This is a genomic window from Massilia sp. S19_KUP03_FR1 (genome assembly GCF_036688685.1).
Classification (GTDB): Bacteria; Pseudomonadota; Gammaproteobacteria; order Burkholderiales; family Burkholderiaceae_D; genus JALYUM01.
Genome location: NZ_JAQQPS010000002.1, coordinates 137,800 through 156,663 on the forward strand (window position 1 = coordinate 137,800; position 18,864 = coordinate 156,663).

At 62.1% G+C, this 18,864-nt stretch carries 18 protein-coding genes; 11 read left to right on the top strand and 7 right to left on the bottom strand.

The window, feature by feature from the left end; all coding sequences use genetic code 11:
* The first annotated feature begins 17 nt into the window (after positions 1 to 17).
* The 5 genes from V6M87_RS02370 to V6M87_RS02390 all read left to right on the top strand — a co-directional run bounded on the left by V6M87_RS02370 (position 18) and on the right by V6M87_RS02390 (position 4,423).
* The gene (locus tag V6M87_RS02370; protein ID WP_332848123.1) at positions 18 to 377 is read left to right on the top strand and encodes a c-type cytochrome; all 360 of its coding nucleotides are present in this window, start codon (positions 18 to 20) and stop codon (positions 375 to 377) included.
* Positions 374 to 1,297: a cytochrome c oxidase subunit II gene (locus V6M87_RS02375; RefSeq protein WP_332848124.1), complete on the top strand. Its 924-nt coding sequence runs from the start codon at positions 374 to 376 to the stop codon at positions 1,295 to 1,297. The genes V6M87_RS02370 and V6M87_RS02375 overlap by 4 nt, the downstream gene beginning before the upstream one ends.
* Positions 1,294 to 3,822 (top strand): cytochrome c oxidase subunit I, encoded by a 2,529-nt coding sequence (ctaD, locus tag V6M87_RS02380; RefSeq protein WP_332848125.1) that lies wholly within the window; start codon positions 1,294 to 1,296, stop codon positions 3,820 to 3,822. The genes V6M87_RS02375 and ctaD overlap by 4 nt, the downstream gene beginning before the upstream one ends.
* Positions 3,822 to 4,130, top strand: a complete 309-nt coding sequence (locus V6M87_RS02385; RefSeq protein WP_332848126.1) for a hypothetical protein — start codon at positions 3,822 to 3,824, stop codon at positions 4,128 to 4,130. Before ctaD ends, V6M87_RS02385 begins: the two co-directional genes overlap by 1 nt.
* Before the next feature lie 107 nt (positions 4,131 to 4,237).
* On the top strand, positions 4,238 to 4,423 hold the full coding sequence (locus tag V6M87_RS02390; protein ID WP_332848127.1) for a CsbD family protein: 186 nt from the start codon (positions 4,238 to 4,240) through the stop codon (positions 4,421 to 4,423).
* A 54-nt stretch (positions 4,424 to 4,477) separates the two neighbouring features.
* On the opposite strand, the gene V6M87_RS02395 is transcribed toward V6M87_RS02390, so the two are convergent.
* The 3 genes from V6M87_RS02395 to V6M87_RS02405 all read right to left on the bottom strand — a co-directional run bounded on the left by V6M87_RS02395 (position 4,478) and on the right by V6M87_RS02405 (position 9,319).
* Positions 4,478 to 6,712 (bottom strand): S9 family peptidase, encoded by a 2,235-nt coding sequence (locus V6M87_RS02395; RefSeq protein ID WP_332848128.1) that lies wholly within the window; start codon positions 6,710 to 6,712, stop codon positions 4,478 to 4,480.
* Positions 6,713 to 6,940: 228 nt separating this feature from the next.
* Entirely contained in the window at positions 6,941 to 8,341 is a 1,401-nt protein-coding gene (locus V6M87_RS02400) for an MATE family efflux transporter (RefSeq protein WP_332848129.1), read from the bottom strand.
* Between the two features lie 75 nt (positions 8,342 to 8,416).
* Entirely contained in the window at positions 8,417 to 9,319 is a 903-nt protein-coding gene (locus tag V6M87_RS02405; RefSeq protein WP_332848130.1) for a c-type cytochrome, read from the bottom strand.
* Between the two features lie 261 nt (positions 9,320 to 9,580).
* On the opposite strand from V6M87_RS02405, the gene V6M87_RS02410 reads away from it, so the two are divergent.
* Both V6M87_RS02410 and V6M87_RS02415 read left to right on the top strand, forming a co-directional pair.
* Complete coding sequence (locus V6M87_RS02410; RefSeq protein ID WP_332848131.1) at positions 9,581 to 10,501, top strand: DnaJ C-terminal domain-containing protein; 921 nt, start codon at positions 9,581 to 9,583, stop codon at positions 10,499 to 10,501.
* 2 nt (positions 10,502 to 10,503) lie between these two features.
* A complete protein-coding gene (locus tag V6M87_RS02415) occupies positions 10,504 to 10,824 on the top strand; it encodes a chaperone modulator CbpM (protein ID WP_332848132.1) in 321 nt (106 codons plus the stop codon).
* Between the two features lie 3 nt (positions 10,825 to 10,827).
* On the opposite strand, the gene V6M87_RS02420 is transcribed toward V6M87_RS02415, so the two are convergent.
* Positions 10,828 to 11,655, bottom strand: a complete 828-nt coding sequence (locus V6M87_RS02420; protein ID WP_332848133.1) for a PEP-CTERM sorting domain-containing protein — start codon at positions 11,653 to 11,655, stop codon at positions 10,828 to 10,830.
* Between the two features lie 188 nt (positions 11,656 to 11,843).
* Here V6M87_RS02420 and V6M87_RS02425 point away from each other — a divergent pair, with 188 nt between their 5' ends.
* Positions 11,844 to 12,170 carry a hypothetical protein gene (locus tag V6M87_RS02425; RefSeq protein ID WP_332848134.1) on the top strand — a complete coding sequence of 109 codons (327 nt, stop codon included), beginning with the start codon at positions 11,844 to 11,846 and terminating at the stop codon, positions 12,168 to 12,170.
* Between the two features lie 3 nt (positions 12,171 to 12,173).
* Here the strand turns inward: V6M87_RS02425 and V6M87_RS02430 are convergent, their stop codons facing one another.
* Together V6M87_RS02430 and V6M87_RS02435 are read right to left on the bottom strand one after the other, a co-directional pair.
* The gene (locus V6M87_RS02430) at positions 12,174 to 12,797 is read right to left on the bottom strand and encodes a hypothetical protein (RefSeq protein WP_332848135.1); all 624 of its coding nucleotides are present in this window, start codon (positions 12,795 to 12,797) and stop codon (positions 12,174 to 12,176) included.
* Between the two features lie 83 nt (positions 12,798 to 12,880).
* Positions 12,881 to 14,518, bottom strand: a complete 1,638-nt coding sequence (locus V6M87_RS02435) for a methyl-accepting chemotaxis protein (RefSeq protein WP_332848136.1) — start codon at positions 14,516 to 14,518, stop codon at positions 12,881 to 12,883.
* Between the two features lie 483 nt (positions 14,519 to 15,001).
* Between V6M87_RS02435 and V6M87_RS02440 the strand changes: the two genes are divergently transcribed.
* Positions 15,002 to 15,844, top strand: a complete 843-nt coding sequence (locus V6M87_RS02440; RefSeq protein ID WP_332848137.1) for a TauD/TfdA family dioxygenase — start codon at positions 15,002 to 15,004, stop codon at positions 15,842 to 15,844.
* 33 nt (positions 15,845 to 15,877) lie between these two features.
* Positions 15,878 to 17,221: an MFS transporter gene (locus V6M87_RS02445; RefSeq protein ID WP_332848320.1), complete on the top strand. Its 1,344-nt coding sequence runs from the start codon at positions 15,878 to 15,880 to the stop codon at positions 17,219 to 17,221.
* Between the two features lie 337 nt (positions 17,222 to 17,558).
* Here V6M87_RS02445 and V6M87_RS02450 read toward each other — a convergent pair whose 3' ends face one another.
* A complete protein-coding gene (locus tag V6M87_RS02450) occupies positions 17,559 to 18,275 on the bottom strand; it encodes an AbiU2 domain-containing protein (RefSeq protein WP_332848138.1) in 717 nt (238 codons plus the stop codon).
* Between the two features lie 196 nt (positions 18,276 to 18,471).
* On the opposite strand from V6M87_RS02450, the gene V6M87_RS02455 reads away from it, so the two are divergent.
* The gene (locus V6M87_RS02455) at positions 18,472 to 18,756 is read left to right on the top strand and encodes a hypothetical protein (RefSeq protein ID WP_332848139.1); all 285 of its coding nucleotides are present in this window, start codon (positions 18,472 to 18,474) and stop codon (positions 18,754 to 18,756) included.
* The last annotated feature ends 108 nt before the right edge of the window (positions 18,757 to 18,864 follow it).

The following is an 18,864-nucleotide window of genomic DNA, read 5'->3' on the forward strand; positions in this document are numbered from 1 at the left end:
TCCAGCAAAAGCCTAGCGTGCGCAGCCTTCTTGTTTTTTCGATTTTGCTGGCGCTGTCGGCCTGCAGCCGGCGCGAACCGGCGCCGCCCGCCGTGCACGGCGACGCCGTCGTCGGCGCACGCCTGGTCGACCAGTTCCAGTGCGGGGCCTGCCACACGATTCCCGCGATCCCCGCCGCCCAGGGCCGCACCGGCCCCACGCTTGCCGCCTTCGGCCGGCGCAGCTACATTGCCGGCAGCATCCCGAATGTGCCCGACAAGCTGGCGCGCTGGCTGGTCAATCCGGCCGCCCTGAAACCGGATACGGCCATGCCGGCGATGGGCGTCTCCGACGTTGAAGCGCACCACATGGCCGCTTACCTGGCCACGCTTCGATGATCGATTTACCTTCCCTGCAATCGATTTTGCATCCGGCCGCCATCGATGCCCGCACCATTGCCGAACTCACCTGGATATTGATCATTGGCGCCACGCTGCTCCTTGCCGGCGTCTGCTTCCTGCTCTGGCGCGCGGTGCGGCGCAAAGCCGGTGCGGTCAAACCACTGCACTGGATCGTTGGCGGTGGGATTGCGTTGCCGCTGCTGGTGCTCACGCCCTTGCTGGCCTATTCCACCTGGCGCAGCGCCGAACTGACGATGCCGGCGTCGCAGGACGCACTGGCCATTTCTGTCACGGCAAAAATGTGGTGGTGGGAAGTGCGCTACCCGAATCCGCGCGGCGGCCAGGACATCGTGCTGGCCAATGAAATTCACTTGCCGGCCGGGCGCCCGGTGTATCTGTCCCTGGTCAGCAACGACGTCATCCACAGCTTCTGGGTGCCGGCGCTGGGCGGCAAGGTCGACATGGTGCCGGGCCGCCCGCACGGCATGCGCGTCCAGGTCGACCAGCCTGGTCGCTGGCGCGGCCAGTGCGCCGAATACTGCGGCGAGCAGCATGCGCGCATGGCCTTGTTCGTGGTGGCCGAAGCGCCGGCCGCGTTCGATGCCTGGCTGGCCGGGCAGGCGCAGCCTGCGCGCGGCCAGCAGTTGCCCGGACGCGAAGTCTTCCTCGCCCAGCATTGCGGCGCCTGCCACACGGTGCGCGGCGTGGTTGCCAGCGCCAATCTCGGCCCTGACCTGACCCACGTCGGCAGCCGCTCGCACCTGGGCGCCGGCACGCTGCCCAACGGCAGCGCTGCCATGGCCGCCTGGATCGCCAACCCGCACGCGGTGAAACCGGGCGTGCGCATGCCGGCGTCAAGCGACATGGACCCCGCCTCGTTGCAGGCGCTGGCCGCCTGGCTGGAACAACTGAAATGAAAGACCCTTCCTTGAATCCGACCACCCCCAGCTCCCTGCCACGTCCCGCGGGCGAGCTCGAACAACTGCAGCGAATCTGGCAAACGCCCAAGGGGCTGCGCTTCCTTACCAGCGTCAACAACACCAATATCGGCTTGCTGTACATCGGCACCGCGCTGCTGTTCTTTGTGCTGGCTGGCGTGCTGGCGCTGTTGCTGCGCGTGCAGCTGGCGGTGCCGGACAATACCTTTTTGAGTCCGGCCGTCTATAACCAGCTGTTCACGATGCACGGCACGGTGATGATGTTTTTGTTCGCCATCCCGGTGGTCGAAGCGATCGCCGTGTATTTGTTGCCGGGCATGCTGGGGGCACGCGACTTGCCGTTCCCGCGCCTGTCGGCGTATGCCTTCTGGGCCTATGCCTTCGGCGGCCTGGGCTTTTTTTGCAGCATCTTCGCCGGCCTGGCGCCCGATGGCGGCTGGTTCATGTACCCGCCGTTGACGGGCAAGGAATTCTCGCCGGGAATCAATGCCGACTTCTGGCTGCTCGGCATCGGCTTCATCGAAATCTCGGCCATCGCCGGCGCCATCGAACTGATCGTCGGCATCCTGTTTACCCGCGCGCCGGGCATGACGCTCGGCAAAATGCCGGTGTACGCCTGGTCGATGCTGGTGGTCGCCGTGATGATCGTGTTCGCCTTTCCCGCCGTGATCGCCGGCACCACGCTGCTGGAGTTGGAACGCGCCTTCGACTGGCCGTTTTTCATCCCCGCGCGCGGGGGCGATCCGATCCTGTGGCAGCACCTGTTCTGGTTCTTCGGCCACCCCGAGGTGTACATCATCTTTCTGCCCGCCGCCGGCATGGTCTCGACGATGATCCCGACCATTGCCGGCACCGCGCTGGTGGGCCGGCGCGCAATCACGGTGGCGCTGGTGGTGGTCGGCTTTTTCAGCTTCGCGCTGTGGGCCCACCACATGTTCACAGCCGGCCTGGGGCCGCTGGAAACGGGGCTGGTGTCGGCGGCCAGCATGGCGGTGGCGGTGCCGACGGCGATCCAGGTGTTTGGCTGGATCGCGACCTTATGGAAAGGCAAGGTCGCCTGGAATGGTCCGGCGCTGTTCCTGATGGGCTTCATGTTCATTTTCGTGCTGGGCGGCCTGACCGGCGTCATGGTGGCCGTGGTCCCGTTCGACTGGCAGGTACACGACACCTATTTCATTGTCGCCCACCTGCATTACGTGCTGATCGGCGGCATGGTGTTCCCCGTGTTTGCCGGCCTGTATTACTGGATGCCGCTGCTCAAGGGCGTGGCGCTGTCGGAACGGCTGGCACGCTGGGTGTTCTGGCTGATGTTCGCCGGTTTTAATGTGGCGTTTTTCCCGATGCACCTGACCGGCATGCTGGGCATGCCGCGCCGGGTCTACACCTACGGCGCCGAGATGGGCTGGAGCGGGTTGAACATGTTGTCGACCATCGGCGCCTTTGTGTTTGCCGCCGGCGTGGTGCTGTTTTTCATCGACCTGGTGCGCAGCTTGCGCAAGCCGGCCCGGCCGATCGGCAACCCCTGGAACGCGGCCACGCTGGAGTGGCTGCCCAACGAGGACTACGCCACGCGCAGCATCCCGCAGGTCGACAGCGCCGATCCCTTGTGGGACCGCCTGGCGCTGGCGCGCGAAGTGGAAGCCGGCCAGCACTGGCTGCCCGGCAGCGCCACGGGCCTGCGCGAAACCATCATCACCAGTGCCATCAAGGCGACCCCGCTGTACGTGCTGGTGCTGCCGAAAGACAGCTGGCTGCCGTTTATTGCCGCGCTCGGCACGGCCGGCTTCTTCCTGCTGCTGACCATCAAGTGGGCCGTGACCGCCTGGACCTGCGGCATCATCGCGCTGGTGGCCATCGTCGCCTGGCTGTGGGAGACCGACCAGGCGCCGCTGCAAACAGAAGTGCAGGTCGCGGACCATGTCATGCTGCCGGTCGGCATGGTTGGACCGCGCTCCCATGCATGGTGGGGCACCGCCATCTTGATGGTGGTCGACCTGACGATCTTCGCGTCCTTTTTGTTTGCTTTCATTCATATTTCGATGCGCCTGAACATTTGTCCGCCGCCTGGCGCAGGCTTGCCCGGGGCAATCTGGCAATACGGCTCTGTTGCTTTGCTGCTGGCCAGCTCGGCCTGCATCGAGTTTGCGCGTCGTAAACTGGTCGACCGGCACCAGGCCTGGCTGCGCGTGGCGACCCTGCTGGCGCTGGCGCTGCTGGTGGCCGGTTTTGTGGTCGTGATGCTGGGCCAGCGCGGCGCCGGGCTGGACCCGACGGCAACTGCCTGGGCCGCGACCATCGCTGCGCTGCTGGCGTACCAGGGTTGGCACGTGTTCATCCTGGTCATCATCGGGATTTACCTGTTCTTACGCGCCTGGAATGGTAAACTGCACGGCCGCAACCGCGGCACCTTCGATAACAGCGCATTGATCTGGCACGGCAGCGTGCTGCAAGGCGTGCTCGGCACGCTGGCTGTGTCGTTTTTACCCCAATGGATGGGTGCTTGATGCAAAACCGCGATCCTTTATTTGCCTCCGTGATGCGCGTCTGCGCACCGCTGCTGGTATGGGCCGCGCACTTTTTCTTTTGCTACGCCTATATCGCCGCCGGCTGCGCATCGGGCATGGTGCTGGGCGTGACCACCGCGCTGGCGCTGTCGGCCTGCTGCGGCCTGCTGTGGCTGTCGTGGCGCGGCCGCATCGGCAAGGGTAGCCTGCTCGACCTGGGCGCCTTCCTGGCGTCGGTACTGAGTTTTATTGCGATCACGTGGAGTACGCTGCCGCTGATTTTCATGGCCAGTTGCCAGCCCTTTTAAGTTTTTGCGGCGTTCGGTGCGGCGTCGAACAGAAGGATGGGAAACGCGGCTGTATAGTGAATCCAAGACATCGCCACTACCGGCCTGTAAAACTTTAGGAGAGCACCATGAACCAAGATCAAGTCAAAGGTAACCTGAAAGACATCGGCGGCAAAATCCAGGAAACCGCTGGTAAAGCAGTGGGCAGCACCGAACAGCAAGTCAAGGGCCTGGCAAACCAGGCTGAAGGCAAAGCGCAGGCTGGCCTGGGCGATGCAAAAGAAAACGTCAAAGACGCGATCGACAAGATCTGATTGTTTTTGAATGTAAAAAAAGCCGCGAAAGCGGCTTTTTTTATGGGCGGAGACTTACTTTTTTTCCGTCACACCCAGGTTTTTCTTGAAAAACGCCTCGATCAGTCCATACACGTGGCGCTGGCTGCTACGTGCCGAAATGCCGTGCTTGGCGCCCGGATAGGTCATCAGGTCGAACTTCACATTCCGGTTCACCAGGTTATCGATCAGGCGCGTCGTGTTGGTGAACAGCACATTGTCGTCGGCCATGCCGTGAATCAGCAGCAGCGGCGATTTCAAGCCGTCGAGATGCGCGAACACGCCGCTGTTGGCATACGCTTGCGGATCGCTCTTTGGCGTGGCGCCGACGAATTGCTCGGTGTAGTGGGTGTCATACAGCGCCCAGTCCGTCACCGGCGCCACCGACACGCCCATCGCGATCTTGTCCGATGCCGCCGAGAGCAGGCGCAAGGTCATGAAGCCGCCGTAGCTCCAGCCGAACACGCCGACGCGCTGCGGGTCGACAAACGATTGTTTGGCCAGCCAGTCGATGCCCGTGACCTGGTCTTCGACTTCGTTCTTGCCCAGGTTGTTGTAGATGACGTCGGTGAACGCACGCTCGCGCCGGCTCGATCCGCGGTTATCCAGGCGGAACACCACGAAACCTTGCTGTGCCATGTACTGGTCAAAATAATTGCCCCAGGTACGCGTGACGCGCTGTGAATGCGGGCCGCCGTAGGTAAACAGGAACACCGGATAGCGCTTGGTCGCATCGAAATTGGCCGGCTTGATCATCGAGTAGTGCAAGGTCTGGCCGTCATGCGCCTTGATGGTGCCGAATTCGGTAGGCAAATGGTCCGGCAAGAATTTCGCGTACGGGTGCGTGGCGTTCAGTTCATTGTGCTCGAGCCACTGGATCATGCTGCCGTCGGCCTTGCGGATCGACACTTGCGGTGGCGTCTGCGGGTTCGAATAGGTGTCCACGAACAGCTGGCCATTGCGCGAAAAACTGTTTTCGTGCCAGCCGTCGCCCAGCGTGATGCGGGCCGGCTTGTCGGCATTGCTGCCATCGAGTTTCACGGCGTAGGCCTGCTTGTCGATGACGGCGTCGCGGTTCGAGGCGACGAACACCTTGCCGGCTGCTTCGTCCACGGCCAGCACATTGTCGATGCCCCATTCGCCCTTGGTGATCGGGTGCAGCAGCTTGCCCTTCATGTCGTACAAATACAGGTGTTTGCGGCCGCTGCGCTCCGACGCCCAGATAAAGGCGCTGCGGTTTTTCAGGAAGCGCAGATCGTCGTGAATGCTGACCCAGGTGGTCGAGGTTTCCGTCAACAGCGTGGTTTGCGCCAGCGTGGCGGCGTCGACGGCAATCAGTTCCAGCTTCTTCTGGTCGCGCGACTGGCGCTGATACACGATGGTCTTGCTGTCGGCACTGAAGTCGGCGCGGACCAGGTAAATATCGCGGTTCGCGCCCAGGTCGATCTTGCGCGGGGCAGGCGCATTTTGCCCGACTGCGGTCGTTGAGACCACCAGCAAATCGACCAGCACGTTCGGGTCGCCCGCGGCAGGGTAGTGCTGCTCGACCACGTCGGTGCGGTCGGCAAAGATTTCGAAACGGCGCACCACCGGCACCGGCGCTTCGTCGTAGCGTTTATACGCAATCGCCGAATCGTCGGGCGCCCAGTAGTAGCCAGTGGTCTGATCCATTTCTTCCTGGGCCACGAACTCGGCTTCGGCGTTGTGGATGGTGCCCTGGCCATCATTGGTCAGCTGGCGTTCGGCGCCCGTGGCCAGGTCGATGATGAACAGGTTCTGGGCGCGCACGAAGGAGACGAATTTGCCGCGTGGCGAAATTTTAGGGTCCAGCACATTGCCGCTGGCGACTTTGCGGGCCTGGTCGGGATGGGCCACGTCGACCAGGAACAGGTCGCCGGCAATCGGCACCAGCAACTGCTTGCCGTCCGGCGACCAGCTGTAGCTGAGAATGCCGGACAGGCTGGCGGTACGGGCGCGCTCGCGGCGGGCCTTTTCTTCCGGCGACAGATTCTCGGTTGGCACCAGCAGCTTCGAGTCGACCAGGCGATGGGTCGATTTATCCTTGGTGTTGAATTCCCACAGGTCGAGCTGGAACTGGTTGTCTTCGCGGCCGCGCAGGAAGGTGACGCGTTCGCCGTCGGGCGAAACGCGCAGGCTGCGCACGCCGGGGCCGGCAAGCGATGGGTCGCCGTGGATACGGTCGAGGGTGAGTTTTTCGGCGGAGGCGGGCATGATGGACAGAAAGGCCAGGAGGCAAACGAGAAGACGCATTGAGGTTCCGGTAGAGGTACGACAAAAATCACCCATAACGCGTCATCCCCGCGAAGGCGGGGATCCATACCCACGTCGAAAAGCGTTATCGATGCGCGAAGGTACGATAGGTTCCCGCCTGCGCGGGAATGACGGTCTCTGGGGCGACGGTAAAAAAATAAACTTATCGGCGATGCAAAGTAGCAAGACGATACCAGACTCCGTCCCAAAAATCTGTAATGACAGCCGCTAAACTGCCGTCGCTACCCGCTGCTGCGCCAGCCGCTGAAACGCCGCCGTCAACAGCACCGCCGCCACCGTCAAGCCGAGCACCAGCCCCATCCAGAAGCCGGTGGCCGACAGTGGCGCCGCCGGCGACCACGGAAACCAGCCCGGCGCCAGCCCGAGAACGCACCCGACCGGCAGCGAGACGCCCCAGAACGCCAGCAACTGGATCACCATCGGCCCGCGCGTCACTTTATAGCCACGGATCGCGCTGGCCACCGCCACCTGGGTCGAATCGGACAATTGAAACAGCGCCGCGAACAGCAGCAGCTGCACACACATGGCCTGCACCGCCAGATCCGAGGTGTAGGCCCGCGCGATTTCCCAGCGGAACAGCAAAATGAACCCGGCCGACAGCACCCCGAACGCCACCGACATCGCCACGCCCACCCAGCCGACGAAGCGCGCACGGACGGGATCGCCTTCGCCCAGCGCCTGGCCCACGCGCGTCATCAGCGCAATGCCAAAGCTCAGTGGCACCATGAACACCAGCGAGACAAAGTTGAGCGCAATCTGGTGCGCCGACACTTGCACCACGCCGAAGCGCGCCACCAGCAGGCTGATCGCACCGAACGCGCTGACCTCGGCAAAGTAGGTGATGCCGATCGGCAGCCCGAGCCGGAACATGGCGCCGATTTCGCGCCAGCCGGGGCCTTCCCATTTGCCGAACGGGTACGTGCTGCGATACACGGGCGCCGTGCGCACCCACCACACCAGCGCGCCGAGCATCAGCCACATTCCCAGCGCCGTGGCCACCGCGCAACCGATCGCGCCCATGCGCGGCAAGCCGAGATTGCCGAACACCAGCAGCCAGTTGACCAGCACATTGAACGCCAGCCCACCGAGCGCGATGACCATCACGGGGCGGGTTGCATTCATGCTGGTGGTGTAACCGTACAGCGCGCGGTAGCAGGCGAACGCCGGCATGCCCAGGCTGATCACGTGCAGGAACAAGGACGCGCGCTCGGCCACGCCGGCATCGAGGCCGATATGGTCGAACAGCAAGGTGCACAGATTGGCCACCAGGCAGCCGGCCAGGCCGACGATCAGGCCTTTCCACAGGGCCGCGCGGACCGAGTGGGGAATCTGGTCGTGGCGCCCCGCGCCGACTTCGTGGGCCACGATGGTGTTAATTGCCATCATGACGCCCATCACGGTCACCAGCACGATCGACCAGACCGAGGCCCCCAGCGACACCGCCGCCAGTTCCTCGGCGCTGACGTGGCCGGTCATGGCGACATCGGCCACGCCCATGCCGACGGTGGCCAGTTGACCGACCAGCATTGGCCACGACAGGCGCCATAAAGTGGCAATTTCTGCGCGTATGCTTGCTGCGCGCTGCACGGGAGCTACGATGGAAGACATGGCCGGTTCGCTGACGAAACCGGCGATTCTACCGATTTATGTTGCGTTTCGGCGGACTGTTCAGCGGCACCCGCGTCAGCGCTGGCCCGTTTCGCGCGGCGCGCTTGCGCGCAGGTAGGCGTGCAGCGCGCGCAGGTCGGTATCGGTCATTTGGCCCAGCGAGGCGAAGGGCATGACGCGGCTGATGGCCGAACCGTCGGGACGCTGCCCGCTGCGCATCATCGCCATGAACAGGTCCGGCTCGGGATAGGCGCGCATGGCGCTGCCCGGCCCGGGTGTCAGGTTGGCGGCAGGCGGCCATGCAGGCGGCGCGCCCGGGATCTTGCCCCCGCTCAGCTGCGGGCCGTGGCAACCGATGCAGGCGTTGGCCACGTAGGCGCCATGGGCGATCGTGACGCCGCTGGCAACCGGCTGTGCCGGCGCAAGCGTATGGTCGATCTTCTCGGCTGCATCTTCGATGGCGCCGACGCCGTACAGCGCCAGCACCGGCGTGGGCATGCGGATCACGGCCTGCTTGCCAGGCGCTGCGGGCAGTTGTTGCGTGTAGACGATCAATGCCGCCAGGTCGGCATCGGTCAGGCGGTTGTAGTCTTCGCTGGGCATGATCAGGATGGGCTGCCCGTTCGGCTTGACGCCGTGGCGGATGCTGCGCACCCAGTCGGCCTGGCCGTAACGCGCCACCGCGCTGCCGGGATGCGGCGTGATGTTGGGCGCCACCACCAGCATGCCGCCATCGTCGAAGACGGTGTTGCCGGTGCCGCTGGCGCCGTGGCAGTCGGCGCAGCCGCGCGTGGTGTACAGGTAGCGTCCCTGCGCGACCTGCGCGGGATCCTGGGAAAGCGCGATCGGCTCGACCGCCACGGCGATCACGCGCTCGCGTTTGCGCTCACCCATCGCGCTGGCGGCGAACAGGCTTGACAGTAGCAGCAACACGAGCGCCAGCAAGGCAATGCCAGCGCGTTTGAACCAGGTGCGCATCGGGTCTCTCCATGACGAACCACTGCCTTGAATGTACAACAGGTGCATGCGGGCGCAGGGGTGATTCGAATCGCATACCGGCGGTGGTTGCGAAAGGGTGACATCCACGTTGCATACATGCGGCGCGCCGTACGGTTGACGGTGGCAGGCTTTCCTTTTTTGCATGGCGGTTCTGTTACCATCGAAACGAACAGTGTCAGGAACCGTGCGCCCGGCGCCGGGATCTCGCAGTAAGATTGTAAGAACAACAAGGAGCGGTACGTGGAATATAAGGACTACTACAAGACTCTCGGCGTCGCCAAGACCGCCGATGAAGCCGAGATCAAGAAGGCCTACCGCAAGCTGGTTCGCAAGTACCACCCCGACGTCAGCAAGCTGAAAGACGCCGACAGCATGACCAAGGAACTCAACGAAGCTTACGGCGTGCTGGGCGACGCCGAAAAGCGCACGGCCTACGACGAGCTGGGCAACGCCCCCCGTGGCGGCCAGGGCTTCCAGCCGCCGCCGGACTGGGGCAGCCAGCATGGTTACGCCGGCGGCGGTGGCGGCGGCGCGGCCGACCCCAACGATTTCTTTGCCGACCTGTTCGCCAACATGGGCGGGGGCGGGGGACGCCGCGGGGCTGGTTTCAAGACGCGCGGCGAAGACATTCATGCGTCCATCGAAATCGACCTGTCCGACGCCTACACCGGCGTGACGCGCAACATCACCCTGCGCGTGCCGCAGCGTGGTGGCGCCCCGCAAGAGAAAACGCTCAGCGTCAAGATTCCCAAGGGCGTGACACCGGGCCAGCAACTGCGCCTGACCGGGCAGGGCCATCCGGGCAGCGCCGGCGCCGGCGACCTGTACCTGGAAATCCAGGTCAGGGGCGATGCGCGCTACCGGCTCGAGGGTGTGAATGTGTATGTCAGCGTGCCGGTCGCGCCGTGGGAAATGGCGCTGGGCGGCAGCATCGCCGTGCCGACCCCGTCCGGCAGCGTGGAAGTGAACGTGCCGGCCGGATCGCAAACCGGGCGCAAGCTGCGCCTCAAGGGGCGTGGCATTCCGAGCGCGACGCCGGGCGACCTGTACCTGATCCTGGACGTGGTGCTGCCGCCGGCCATCACCGACAAGGCAAAAGCACTCTACGAAGAGATGGCGCGCGAGCTGGCTTTCAACCCGCGCGACACTAAAGGAGGATGACCATGAACGACTTCACATCGATGCAGGCCTTGACCGGCGTGCTGCTCGACGAATCCGCTCTGAGCCTGGACGAACTCGCGCGCGCCTGCCAGGTCGAACCGGATTGGGTGGTGCGCCACGTCGAGGCCGGCTTGCTGGGGGAAGACGGCAGCGTGCAGGTGACCACGCTGCAGTTCCGCAGTGTCGACCTGGACCGTGCGCGCCGCCTGCTCAGCCTGGAGCGCGATTTCGAGGCCAACGAAGACGTGGCCGGCCTGGTGATCGACCTGGCCGACGAGGTGCGGCGCCTGCGCGCGCGCCTGCACGTGCTGGGTGTGGAATAAGGCTTATTTCGCCTTTCTCCGGCGCACTGCCGCCAGGCCGAATACCCCCAGGCCCAGCAGTGCAATGCTGCCAGGCTCCGGCACTGCCGCCGCCGCCGCTTCGAAGTTGAACGTGGTGACGTTCTGGCTGAAGCCGAAACTCACATTGTCGACGAAGCCGTTGAAGCTGCCGTTCCAGCCCGAGCCGATGCCGAACTCGATGCCGAGAATGGCGCTGCTGGCGTTGAGGCGGTCGGCGTTGGCAGGCTGGTTGTTGCCGGAGGTCCAGTCGGCCAGGGTCACGCCGTACGATTCCACGGTCTCGCCAGGGCTGAACTTGCGTTGCCACAGGTTGGCCGTCAGCAGGTCGCTGGAGGCCCATTGGTCGCTGACAACCGATGCGACGTTGGGGTTGTAAATCTGTTCGTAAATCAGGTATCCCTGGTCAGCGGTTGTGGCGGCGCTGCCGTCCGCGTCATACAACAGGCGCAAGGCAGGCATGACGCCACCGGCCGAGCTGGCGCTACTGCGGTACCAGTCGTAGCTGAGCGAGGTCAGCGTGCCAAGCGTGCGCGCGCCATCGTAACCCCAGGTATAAGCGTAGTCGGCTTTGCCTGAACTGTTGGTCAGCGACATTTGTACCGAGCCGTTGCCGTTGCGCGGATTGGCAGTGGTGATGCCGGCCGTCGTGGTTGACGTATAGCCGTTCGAGGTGCCGCGCAAGTTCGACAGGTTCCACTGGTTCAGGCCGCCAACGTTGAGGTCGGACGGCAGCACCGTGATAGCGGCGGCGCAAACCTGGCTGCCGGCCAGGAAGAAAGTTGCGGCAAGGAGAGTGTGCAGGCGGGTCATGGTGTCTCTTTCTTTGTTATGGGGCCGCGCAGGGGCCAGACATTTCGTTGAGCAAAAAGCAGGCCAGTTATGCATGACACATAAATAATCCTTGTGAATCAGCGGTTTATCGATCTCAGTTGCTGCTGGGAACAGTGATTCTGCTAAGCTTTGTAAAGTTATCCGACGCTTTTTTTGACACTGGTTTCATGTCCCGCCGCTACCACCACCACGTTTATGTTGTCGCACTGTCGCCCGACGTGCTGTACGAACCGCGCTTTCGGCGCGCCAACCCCGACTATGTGACCGGTCGGCCATGCGTGTACGTCGGCATGACGGGACAGACGCCGGACGTGCGCTTCGACAAGCACAAGGCAGGTATCCGCGCAAATAAATTCGCGCAGGAATACGGTCTGCGGCTGATGCCCGAGTTGTACGCGGTCTACAACCCGATGCCGTACCGGGGCGCGGCAGACATGGAAGTGGAGTTGGCCATTGCGCTCAGGGAAGCTGGATACGGGGTGTGGCAGGCCTGACTGTCAGGCGGGCCGGGTACCCGGCCACAATTTGAACAGCGTGATGGGCTGGCAGACGGCATGGATCAATTCCTGGATCAGGGGCAGGTCGTTGTAGTCGGCTTCCGGCTCGCTTGCCACGGTGCCAGTCGCCCACACGGCCAGGCGCCCGCCTGCCGACAGCGCAAACGGAAAGCCGATCACGCTCACCGTCTCGGCCGGTTGCACGGCAATGTTGGCGCCGTCGGTCATCGAGTAGGGCGTCGCGGCAATGCCGTCGGTCCGGGTGAGGGGCAGCAGCACGAAGTCGACCCGGCTGCCGTAGTGCGGGTGTTCTTTCCAGAGCCGCTCGCCGTCGATCGACCCGCCGGCGTACAGCGGCTCGACGCGCGCTTCCCATGCCGGGACGAAGCGCTGCTTGTCACAGGCAAGCGGGTGGAAAATGGCGATTTCGTTCGGGATTGCAGCGCTCGCCGCGATCGGCTTGCCGCTGCGCTGGTAGCGGCCGGTGACGTTATGGCGATTCGTGACCAGGCCGATGCCGTTTCCCAGTTTCACGATGAAGCCGGTGCCGTGGCCGACGTCGACGCCATTGCATCGCATGGTCAGCATCAGCGACTGCATGGACTGTTGTGCGATTTGCAGCATGGGAGCATCCTGGCATTTTAGTAGCCAGATGGTAACATTTTCCCCGCGAAGCGCAGGCAGCCATCCGGCACCCGCGACGACGATCAGGCAGCGCGACGCAAGGCGGGCTTGCCGGCCTTCAGTGCCAGGCGCGCTACGGGTCGCGGCAGCGCTACCACCTGGGCCGCATCGAGCTGGAACACGGCCACCAATTGCTGCAGCGCGGCGGCCTGGTCCTGCATGCTGCGCGACGCGACCGTGGCTTCTTCCACCAGCGTTGCATTCTGCTGCGTCACCTGGTCCATTTCCGTGATCGCCTTGTTGACCTGCTCGATGCCCGCACTCTGTTCACGGCTGGCAGCGCTGATTTCCTGCATGATTTCATTTACCTGGCGCACGCTGGACAGCACCTCTTCCATGGTCGCACCCGCTTCTCCGACCAGTTTGCTGCCGGATTCAACCTGCTGCACCGAATCGTTGATCAGGAGATTGATCTCCTTCGCGGCGGTGGCCGAGCGGTGCGCGAGGTTGCGCACTTCCGAGGCCACGACAGCAAAGCCGCGGCCCTGCTCGCCGGCGCGCGCCGCTTCCACGGCAGCGTTCAAGGCAAGAATATTGGTCTGGAAGGCGATGCTGTCGATCACGCTGATGATGTCCGAAATTTTCTTGGCCGAGCGGTCGATATTGCCCATCGTGCTGACCACCTTGGACACCACCGCGTTTCCCTTTTGGGCAATTGCCGAGGCACTCAGCGCCAGAGTGTTGGCCGCTTCCGCGTTGGCCGAGTTCTGGCGCACGGTTGCCGTCAGTTCTTCCATCGATGCCGCGGTTTCCTCCAGCGAACCGGCTTGCTGTTCGGTACGTGAAGACAGGTCGTCATTGCCGGCGGCGATTTCGGTGGCCGCCGTGTTGATCGTTTCCGTTCCGGTGCGCACCTCGGCGACGATGGAAGCAAGACTGTCACGCATCGACTTCATGGCAAACAGCAGGCTGCGCGTATCGTTGGGCCTGGTATGGATGGGCGTCGACAGTTCACCGGCGGCGATGCGTCCGGCAATTGTCACGGCGTAAGCCGGTTCGCCGCCAAGCGTCCTGGTGAGCGAGCGGGTAATCGCCACGGCTGCCACCGCGCCAAGCACAATACTGAGAATGAGCAGGCCGGCGATCCAGTTACGCGCGCTCACGAACGTCTGTGCGCCCGCCGCTGCGGCCGCATCGCCGCCATCGCCATACACCTTCACCAGCTTGTCGATCTGGCCGCGCAGCGAAACAATCAGCTTATTCGATTCGCCGCGAATGAGTTTTTTGGCAGCAGTATCGTCACCTGCGCGCATGGCGGCGCGAATTTTTTTATCTTCTTCAAGATAACTGCCCCACATTGCCAGAAAATCCGCATACAGCTGTTTTTCCTCCGCAGTTTCGGCGAGCTTGACGAATTTTTCCTGCATTTTTGCCAGGTCAACCAGGTCCGCTGCAATCACCTTGTCATATTTGTCCATTTCAGTTTGATCGGTGGAGATAATGTACTGAAATTCACGGGTGCGAACGCGCGCCACCTGTGACTTTATATCCTGAATTACGCGCATGCTCGGCATCCAATCCGACGACAATGCCGCGGCTGTGCTATTGACTGCTGCCAAACCGACAATGGCCGCAATGCCAATACATGCACTCAACAGCAACAGTCCAGCGAATGCAAGGCCAAGCTTGGTCGCCAACCTCATGTTTTCAAACAGTTTCATTATTGCCTCGTAGACGTTTAAACATGATTACCACGTATTGAATATAAAATTACAACATATTTATCTGAATGCAATAAATTTAGTTGCCGTAGCATAATACTTCATCGAATTCGGTGAAAGCGAAACCGTTTGTTAAAATGTTGCGTATGACCAACAATGTAATAATTATTGCAACTTGAGAAATGGGCTGCGGATGTGCTATTTCATAGGAGGAAGCAGAAACGCGTTTCCCGAAATCGATGAGAATTGAAAAAAAAGTCAATCAATAGTTGTCTTGAGTCAACCATGCTGGGCTAACATAAATTACCGATAATTTTGGGAAACAGTGTCATGTTAGTAGTGCAGGAATATCAAGGGACAATTGCGATTGCAGATGCTGCATTTCAATGGGGCGGCGATCTGGATCGGCTATTCAAGATCATTGGTCGGCACTTCCAGGATTTTAATAACAATGGTTTTTATCCGCATCCGGACGAAGTGGAAATGCGAGAGGCGTTGGCCGAAGTGGGCACGCTGCGCCGGCTCACCGAGGCGCTACGCCGGCTGAGCGCAAACGCCATCGTGCTGCGCGGACTCGGGCTGGGGGGATTGCCGGAGGAGCGGCGCAATGCGGCGCTGTATGCGCTGACGCTGATGCTGGGCTACCCGACCTCGACCGACCAGCGCACCGGCAGGGTGGCCTGGGACGTCAAGGCGCGCCCGGCCGAGGGCAAGGATACGCGTTTCGTCACGTTCTCCGAGCGCATCGGCAGTGCTGACATGCATACCGACTCTTCGTTTTACCCCATGCCTGAAGAGCAGTTTATTTTGTACGTCGTGCGCGCTGCCGAATGTGACGGCGGGCATTCGCTGCTGGTCGACGGCGAGAGCATCTACGACGCACTGCAGCGCAGCGCGGCGGGCCGCGCCGCGTACCAGCTGCTGCGCGAAACACCGGTGCCGTTCCGGGTGCCGTCGGTGTACGCCGCCAACGACGACAGCGTTGAACATCATGTCGCGCCGGTGTTCGGCGCACCGTGCCGTGAGGGCGAGCGCTTTACCCTGCGCTGGCGTTACGATGCGATCAGGAAGGGGCTGGCGTCGTGCCCTTCCATGAGTTCGCCAGCTCTCCTCGCTGCCCTGGAAATCATGCACCAGGTGGCGGAAGAGGGCGCGACGCGCTTCCGCGAGCAGTTGCCGACGGACACACTGATGATCGCCGATAACCACCGCATGCTGCACGGCCGCACCACGTACACCGACGAACAGCGCCACCTGATTCGCATCCGGATGTCGAATGTTCCGAATGCGCAGCGGGTGGGTCCGTCCGGCGTGGTGCAGGACTGAGCCGTGGCGGTGTTGCAGAGTAGCGCCGCAGACATGCGGCAGGTGGCTGGCCGCGCTGGGCTGGCGATGCTGGCGGTGATGACTGGCGTGGCGATGGCGTCGCTCGATACGGCGATTGCCAACACGGCGCTGCCGGCCATGGCGGCGCAGTTGCATACCACCCCGGCCGGCTCGATCTGGATCGTCAATATCTATCAACTGGCAATGCTGGCGACCTTGCTGCCGTTTGCTGCCTTGGGCGAAATTGCCGGTTTCCGGCGCGTGTTTATCGGCGGGCTGATCGTCTTCACCGTTGCCTCGCTGGCTTGCGCACTGGCCTGGTCCTTGCCCGTTCTCGTGGCGGCCCGCTTCGCGCAGGGCATCGGCGCCAGCGCCATGATGGCCGTCGCGACGGCCTTGATGCGGGCGATCTATCCACCCGATTTGCTGGGACGTGGATTCGGGACCAATGCGCTGGTGGTTGCCGTGGCATTTGCCGTCGGGCCGACCGTCGCGTCGCTGATCCTGGCGGTAGCGTCGTGGCCCTGGCTGTTCGCAATCAACGTCCCGTTCGGTATCGGCGCCATGTGGCTGGCGCGCCGCTGCCTGCCCGACAGCGGGCGCGGGACGCATCGTTTCGACCCCCTCGCGGCGCTCTACAACGCCGGTGCATTCGGCGCCCTGGTCCTGCTGTTCGGCGATGCGGCGCACGGCGTCGCGCCACTGCGCTTGGGCGCGGAGCTGGCGGCAGCGGTGATCTGCTTCGGCCTGCTGTTGCGGCGCCAGCGCGGCCAGCGCTTCCCCTTGCTGCCGGTTGACCTGTTCCGCAGTCCGCTTTTCTCGCTGTCGGCCCTCACGTCGGTCTGCACGTTTGCGGTCCAGGGCCTGTGTTTTGTCTCCTTGCCGTTTTATTTCGAAAGCATCGGCAGGTCGCCGATCGACACCGGCTTCCTGATGACGCCCTGGCCGGCCATGGTCGCGGTGATGGCGCCGATTGCCGGCCGCCTGAGCGACCGCTGGTCGTCGGCCATCCTGGGCGGCATCGGGCTGGCGGTTCTGAGCGCCGGCGTAATGGCGCTGGTGGTTCTGCCTGCGACACCTTCCGCGCTGGACATCGCCTGGCGCATGGGACTGTGCGGCGTCGGTTTCGGCTTCTTTCAGGCGCCTAACATGAAGGCAATCATGGCCAGCGCGCCTGCTGACCGGGCCGGCGGCGCGAGCGGCATTGTCGCCACGTCGCGTCTGATGGGGCAGGCGGCGGGCGTGGCGCTGGTGGCGTGCTGCTTCATTGTGGCAGGGAATGGGGGGCCGCGGCTGGGGTTGATGGTGGCGGTCGGGTTTGCGGCGGTGGGGGCGGGGGCGAGCTTGTTGAGGTTGAGGTTTGATGCTAATAGGTAGATGCGGGGTTGGCTGGGGCGAAGTTTGCTTCAAGAAACTGCCGGGTGATTTCCCTCTAGTCAGGCGAATCGGAGAGTTCTGTGCTTGCAAGCGCAAGTCGGATTACCGGCGCCCTGGAAATCCTCCGCGTTCTGCGGGTTGAACCCCCGCCGCCCGTTGGCGCTGGCGAAAAAAACCGTCCAGAGGACGGTTTTTTGAATGCGTGGTGGAGGCGGCGGCGGGAATCGAAGCCTCCACCATGTCACCGCTAAGTCGTTGATTTTTCTGGCCATCCATGCATCACAGTCTTGCACTTGGGGTACCCGATTGTAGTTGTGTGAGGTGATGGAGTAAACAATCAATTTTCTGCTTTCATCGCCTTGGCTATGAACGCATCTTTCTCAACCTGGTTTTGTTCAAGCATGCGCTTAACCGCTACAAAAACCGTCTCGAAATCTTTCCGTCCCACAACGTTAGTGGAATAACTTGTAGCAACGAACAGAGTGCTGTAGCGATGAATGATTGTGAGAGAACGTTCAAGCAGGCGCTTAAAGTCTGCATATGTGAGCGGAAACTGGTCACTTATCTTGACGCCAGCAGCGGTCAACTTAGCGCTCAGATGAGCCCCGCAATTGTTGCGCTGATACATAAGGATTCGAACAAGGGGATCGCTGGAAGAACAGAGAACGATATCCGCTTCAAGCTGCGCCCGGTCTGGGATTCGATAGTCCTCCGCCAGGCTGTCAACGTATGGGTTTTCCTTCATGCGCTCTCTAAAACTAGCTGCTGAAAACATGTCAGGATTGTCCCGGATAGCGATGAGCCAGCTTTTTAAGTGAAGTGACTGATGTTCCTGATCGTACGCGCGGGTGAGCATTGCCTGGCTCAACTTCACGTGCGCGGATATTGTCATATGCCAAAAATTGTTGGATTCTCTCGCGACTTCGGGGGCCGCTTGCAATGCCGTAATCAGGTCATCGTGCATTTTGTAATGGACATGAGCATCGACAATGTCGTTCGCCAGGCCAGTCAACAATCGATCCATTTCCTCATCATTATTGATTTTAAATCCCATTTAGATCGGCTCCGTAATTGATTTACCTCTAACTGATGAAAACAGTACACTATAAGGATGGAATGTGCGACGGTGTCAGGTCTGACAATCGGACATTTTTGAACTTTAACATTCAAAATTTGTCACTTCCCCGCAGAGTGGGGGGGGGATCGGTATTCCAATTCAGGCTCAACCGTATCGTAGAGGCGATGCTGTCTTGATCTTGATACCGAATAAATTTTTAAAACTGGAGGCGAACGGCAAGAAATCGCTGGGCGATTTCCCTCTAGTCAGGCGAATCGGAGAGCCTTGCGCTTGCAAGCGCAAGGCGGATTTCCGGCGGGGAGCGGTGCTCCCCGAAACCCCGGAAATCCCCCGCGTCCCGCGGGTTCGATCCCCGCCGCCTATTGTGCTGACGAAAAAAAACCGTCCGGAGGACGGTTTTTTTGGATGCGTGGTGGAGGCGGCGGGAATCGAACCCGCCTCCACCACCGTCCGCTAAGTCATTGAAATGTCTGGCCATGCGCCCGGTACTGGCTTGCCTTTGATGTCCCGTTTGGGACACCGTATCGGGGGTATCTTACCATGCACCTTTGCTGCGAATGCCGTT

Excerpts from the sequence above, each read along its gene's own strand:
- V6M87_RS02390 (WP_332848127.1), top strand. The coding sequence starts at position 4,238 with ATGAACCAAGATCAAGTCAAAGGTAACCTGAAAGACATCGGCGGCAAA.
- V6M87_RS02415 (WP_332848132.1), top strand. The coding sequence starts at position 10,504 with ATGAACGACTTCACATCGATGCAGGCCTTGACCGGCGTGCTGCTCGAC.
- V6M87_RS02385 (WP_332848126.1), top strand. The coding sequence starts at position 3,822 with ATGCAAAACCGCGATCCTTTATTTGCCTCCGTGATGCGCGTCTGCGCA.
- V6M87_RS02420 (WP_332848133.1), bottom strand. The coding sequence starts at position 11,655 with ATGACCCGCCTGCACACTCTCCTTGCCGCAACTTTCTTCCTGGCCGGC.
- V6M87_RS02445 (WP_332848320.1), top strand. The coding sequence starts at position 15,878 with ATGCGGCAGGTGGCTGGCCGCGCTGGGCTGGCGATGCTGGCGGTGATG.
- V6M87_RS02400 (WP_332848129.1), bottom strand. The coding sequence starts at position 8,341 with ATGTCTTCCATCGTAGCTCCCGTGCAGCGCGCAGCAAGCATACGCGCA.
- V6M87_RS02440 (WP_332848137.1), top strand. The coding sequence starts at position 15,002 with ATGCGAGAGGCGTTGGCCGAAGTGGGCACGCTGCGCCGGCTCACCGAG.
- V6M87_RS02430 (WP_332848135.1), bottom strand. The coding sequence starts at position 12,797 with ATGCTGCAAATCGCACAACAGTCCATGCAGTCGCTGATGCTGACCATG.
- V6M87_RS02425 (WP_332848134.1), top strand. The coding sequence starts at position 11,844 with ATGTCCCGCCGCTACCACCACCACGTTTATGTTGTCGCACTGTCGCCC.
- V6M87_RS02405 (WP_332848130.1), bottom strand. The coding sequence starts at position 9,319 with ATGCGCACCTGGTTCAAACGCGCTGGCATTGCCTTGCTGGCGCTCGTG.
- ctaD (WP_332848125.1), top strand. The coding sequence starts at position 1,294 with ATGAAAGACCCTTCCTTGAATCCGACCACCCCCAGCTCCCTGCCACGT.
- V6M87_RS02450 (WP_332848138.1), bottom strand. The coding sequence starts at position 18,275 with ATGGGATTTAAAATCAATAATGATGAGGAAATGGATCGATTGTTGACT.
- V6M87_RS02435 (WP_332848136.1), bottom strand. The coding sequence starts at position 14,518 with ATGAAACTGTTTGAAAACATGAGGTTGGCGACCAAGCTTGGCCTTGCA.
- V6M87_RS02375 (WP_332848124.1), top strand. The coding sequence starts at position 374 with ATGATCGATTTACCTTCCCTGCAATCGATTTTGCATCCGGCCGCCATC.
- V6M87_RS02395 (WP_332848128.1), bottom strand. The coding sequence starts at position 6,712 with ATGCGTCTTCTCGTTTGCCTCCTGGCCTTTCTGTCCATCATGCCCGCC.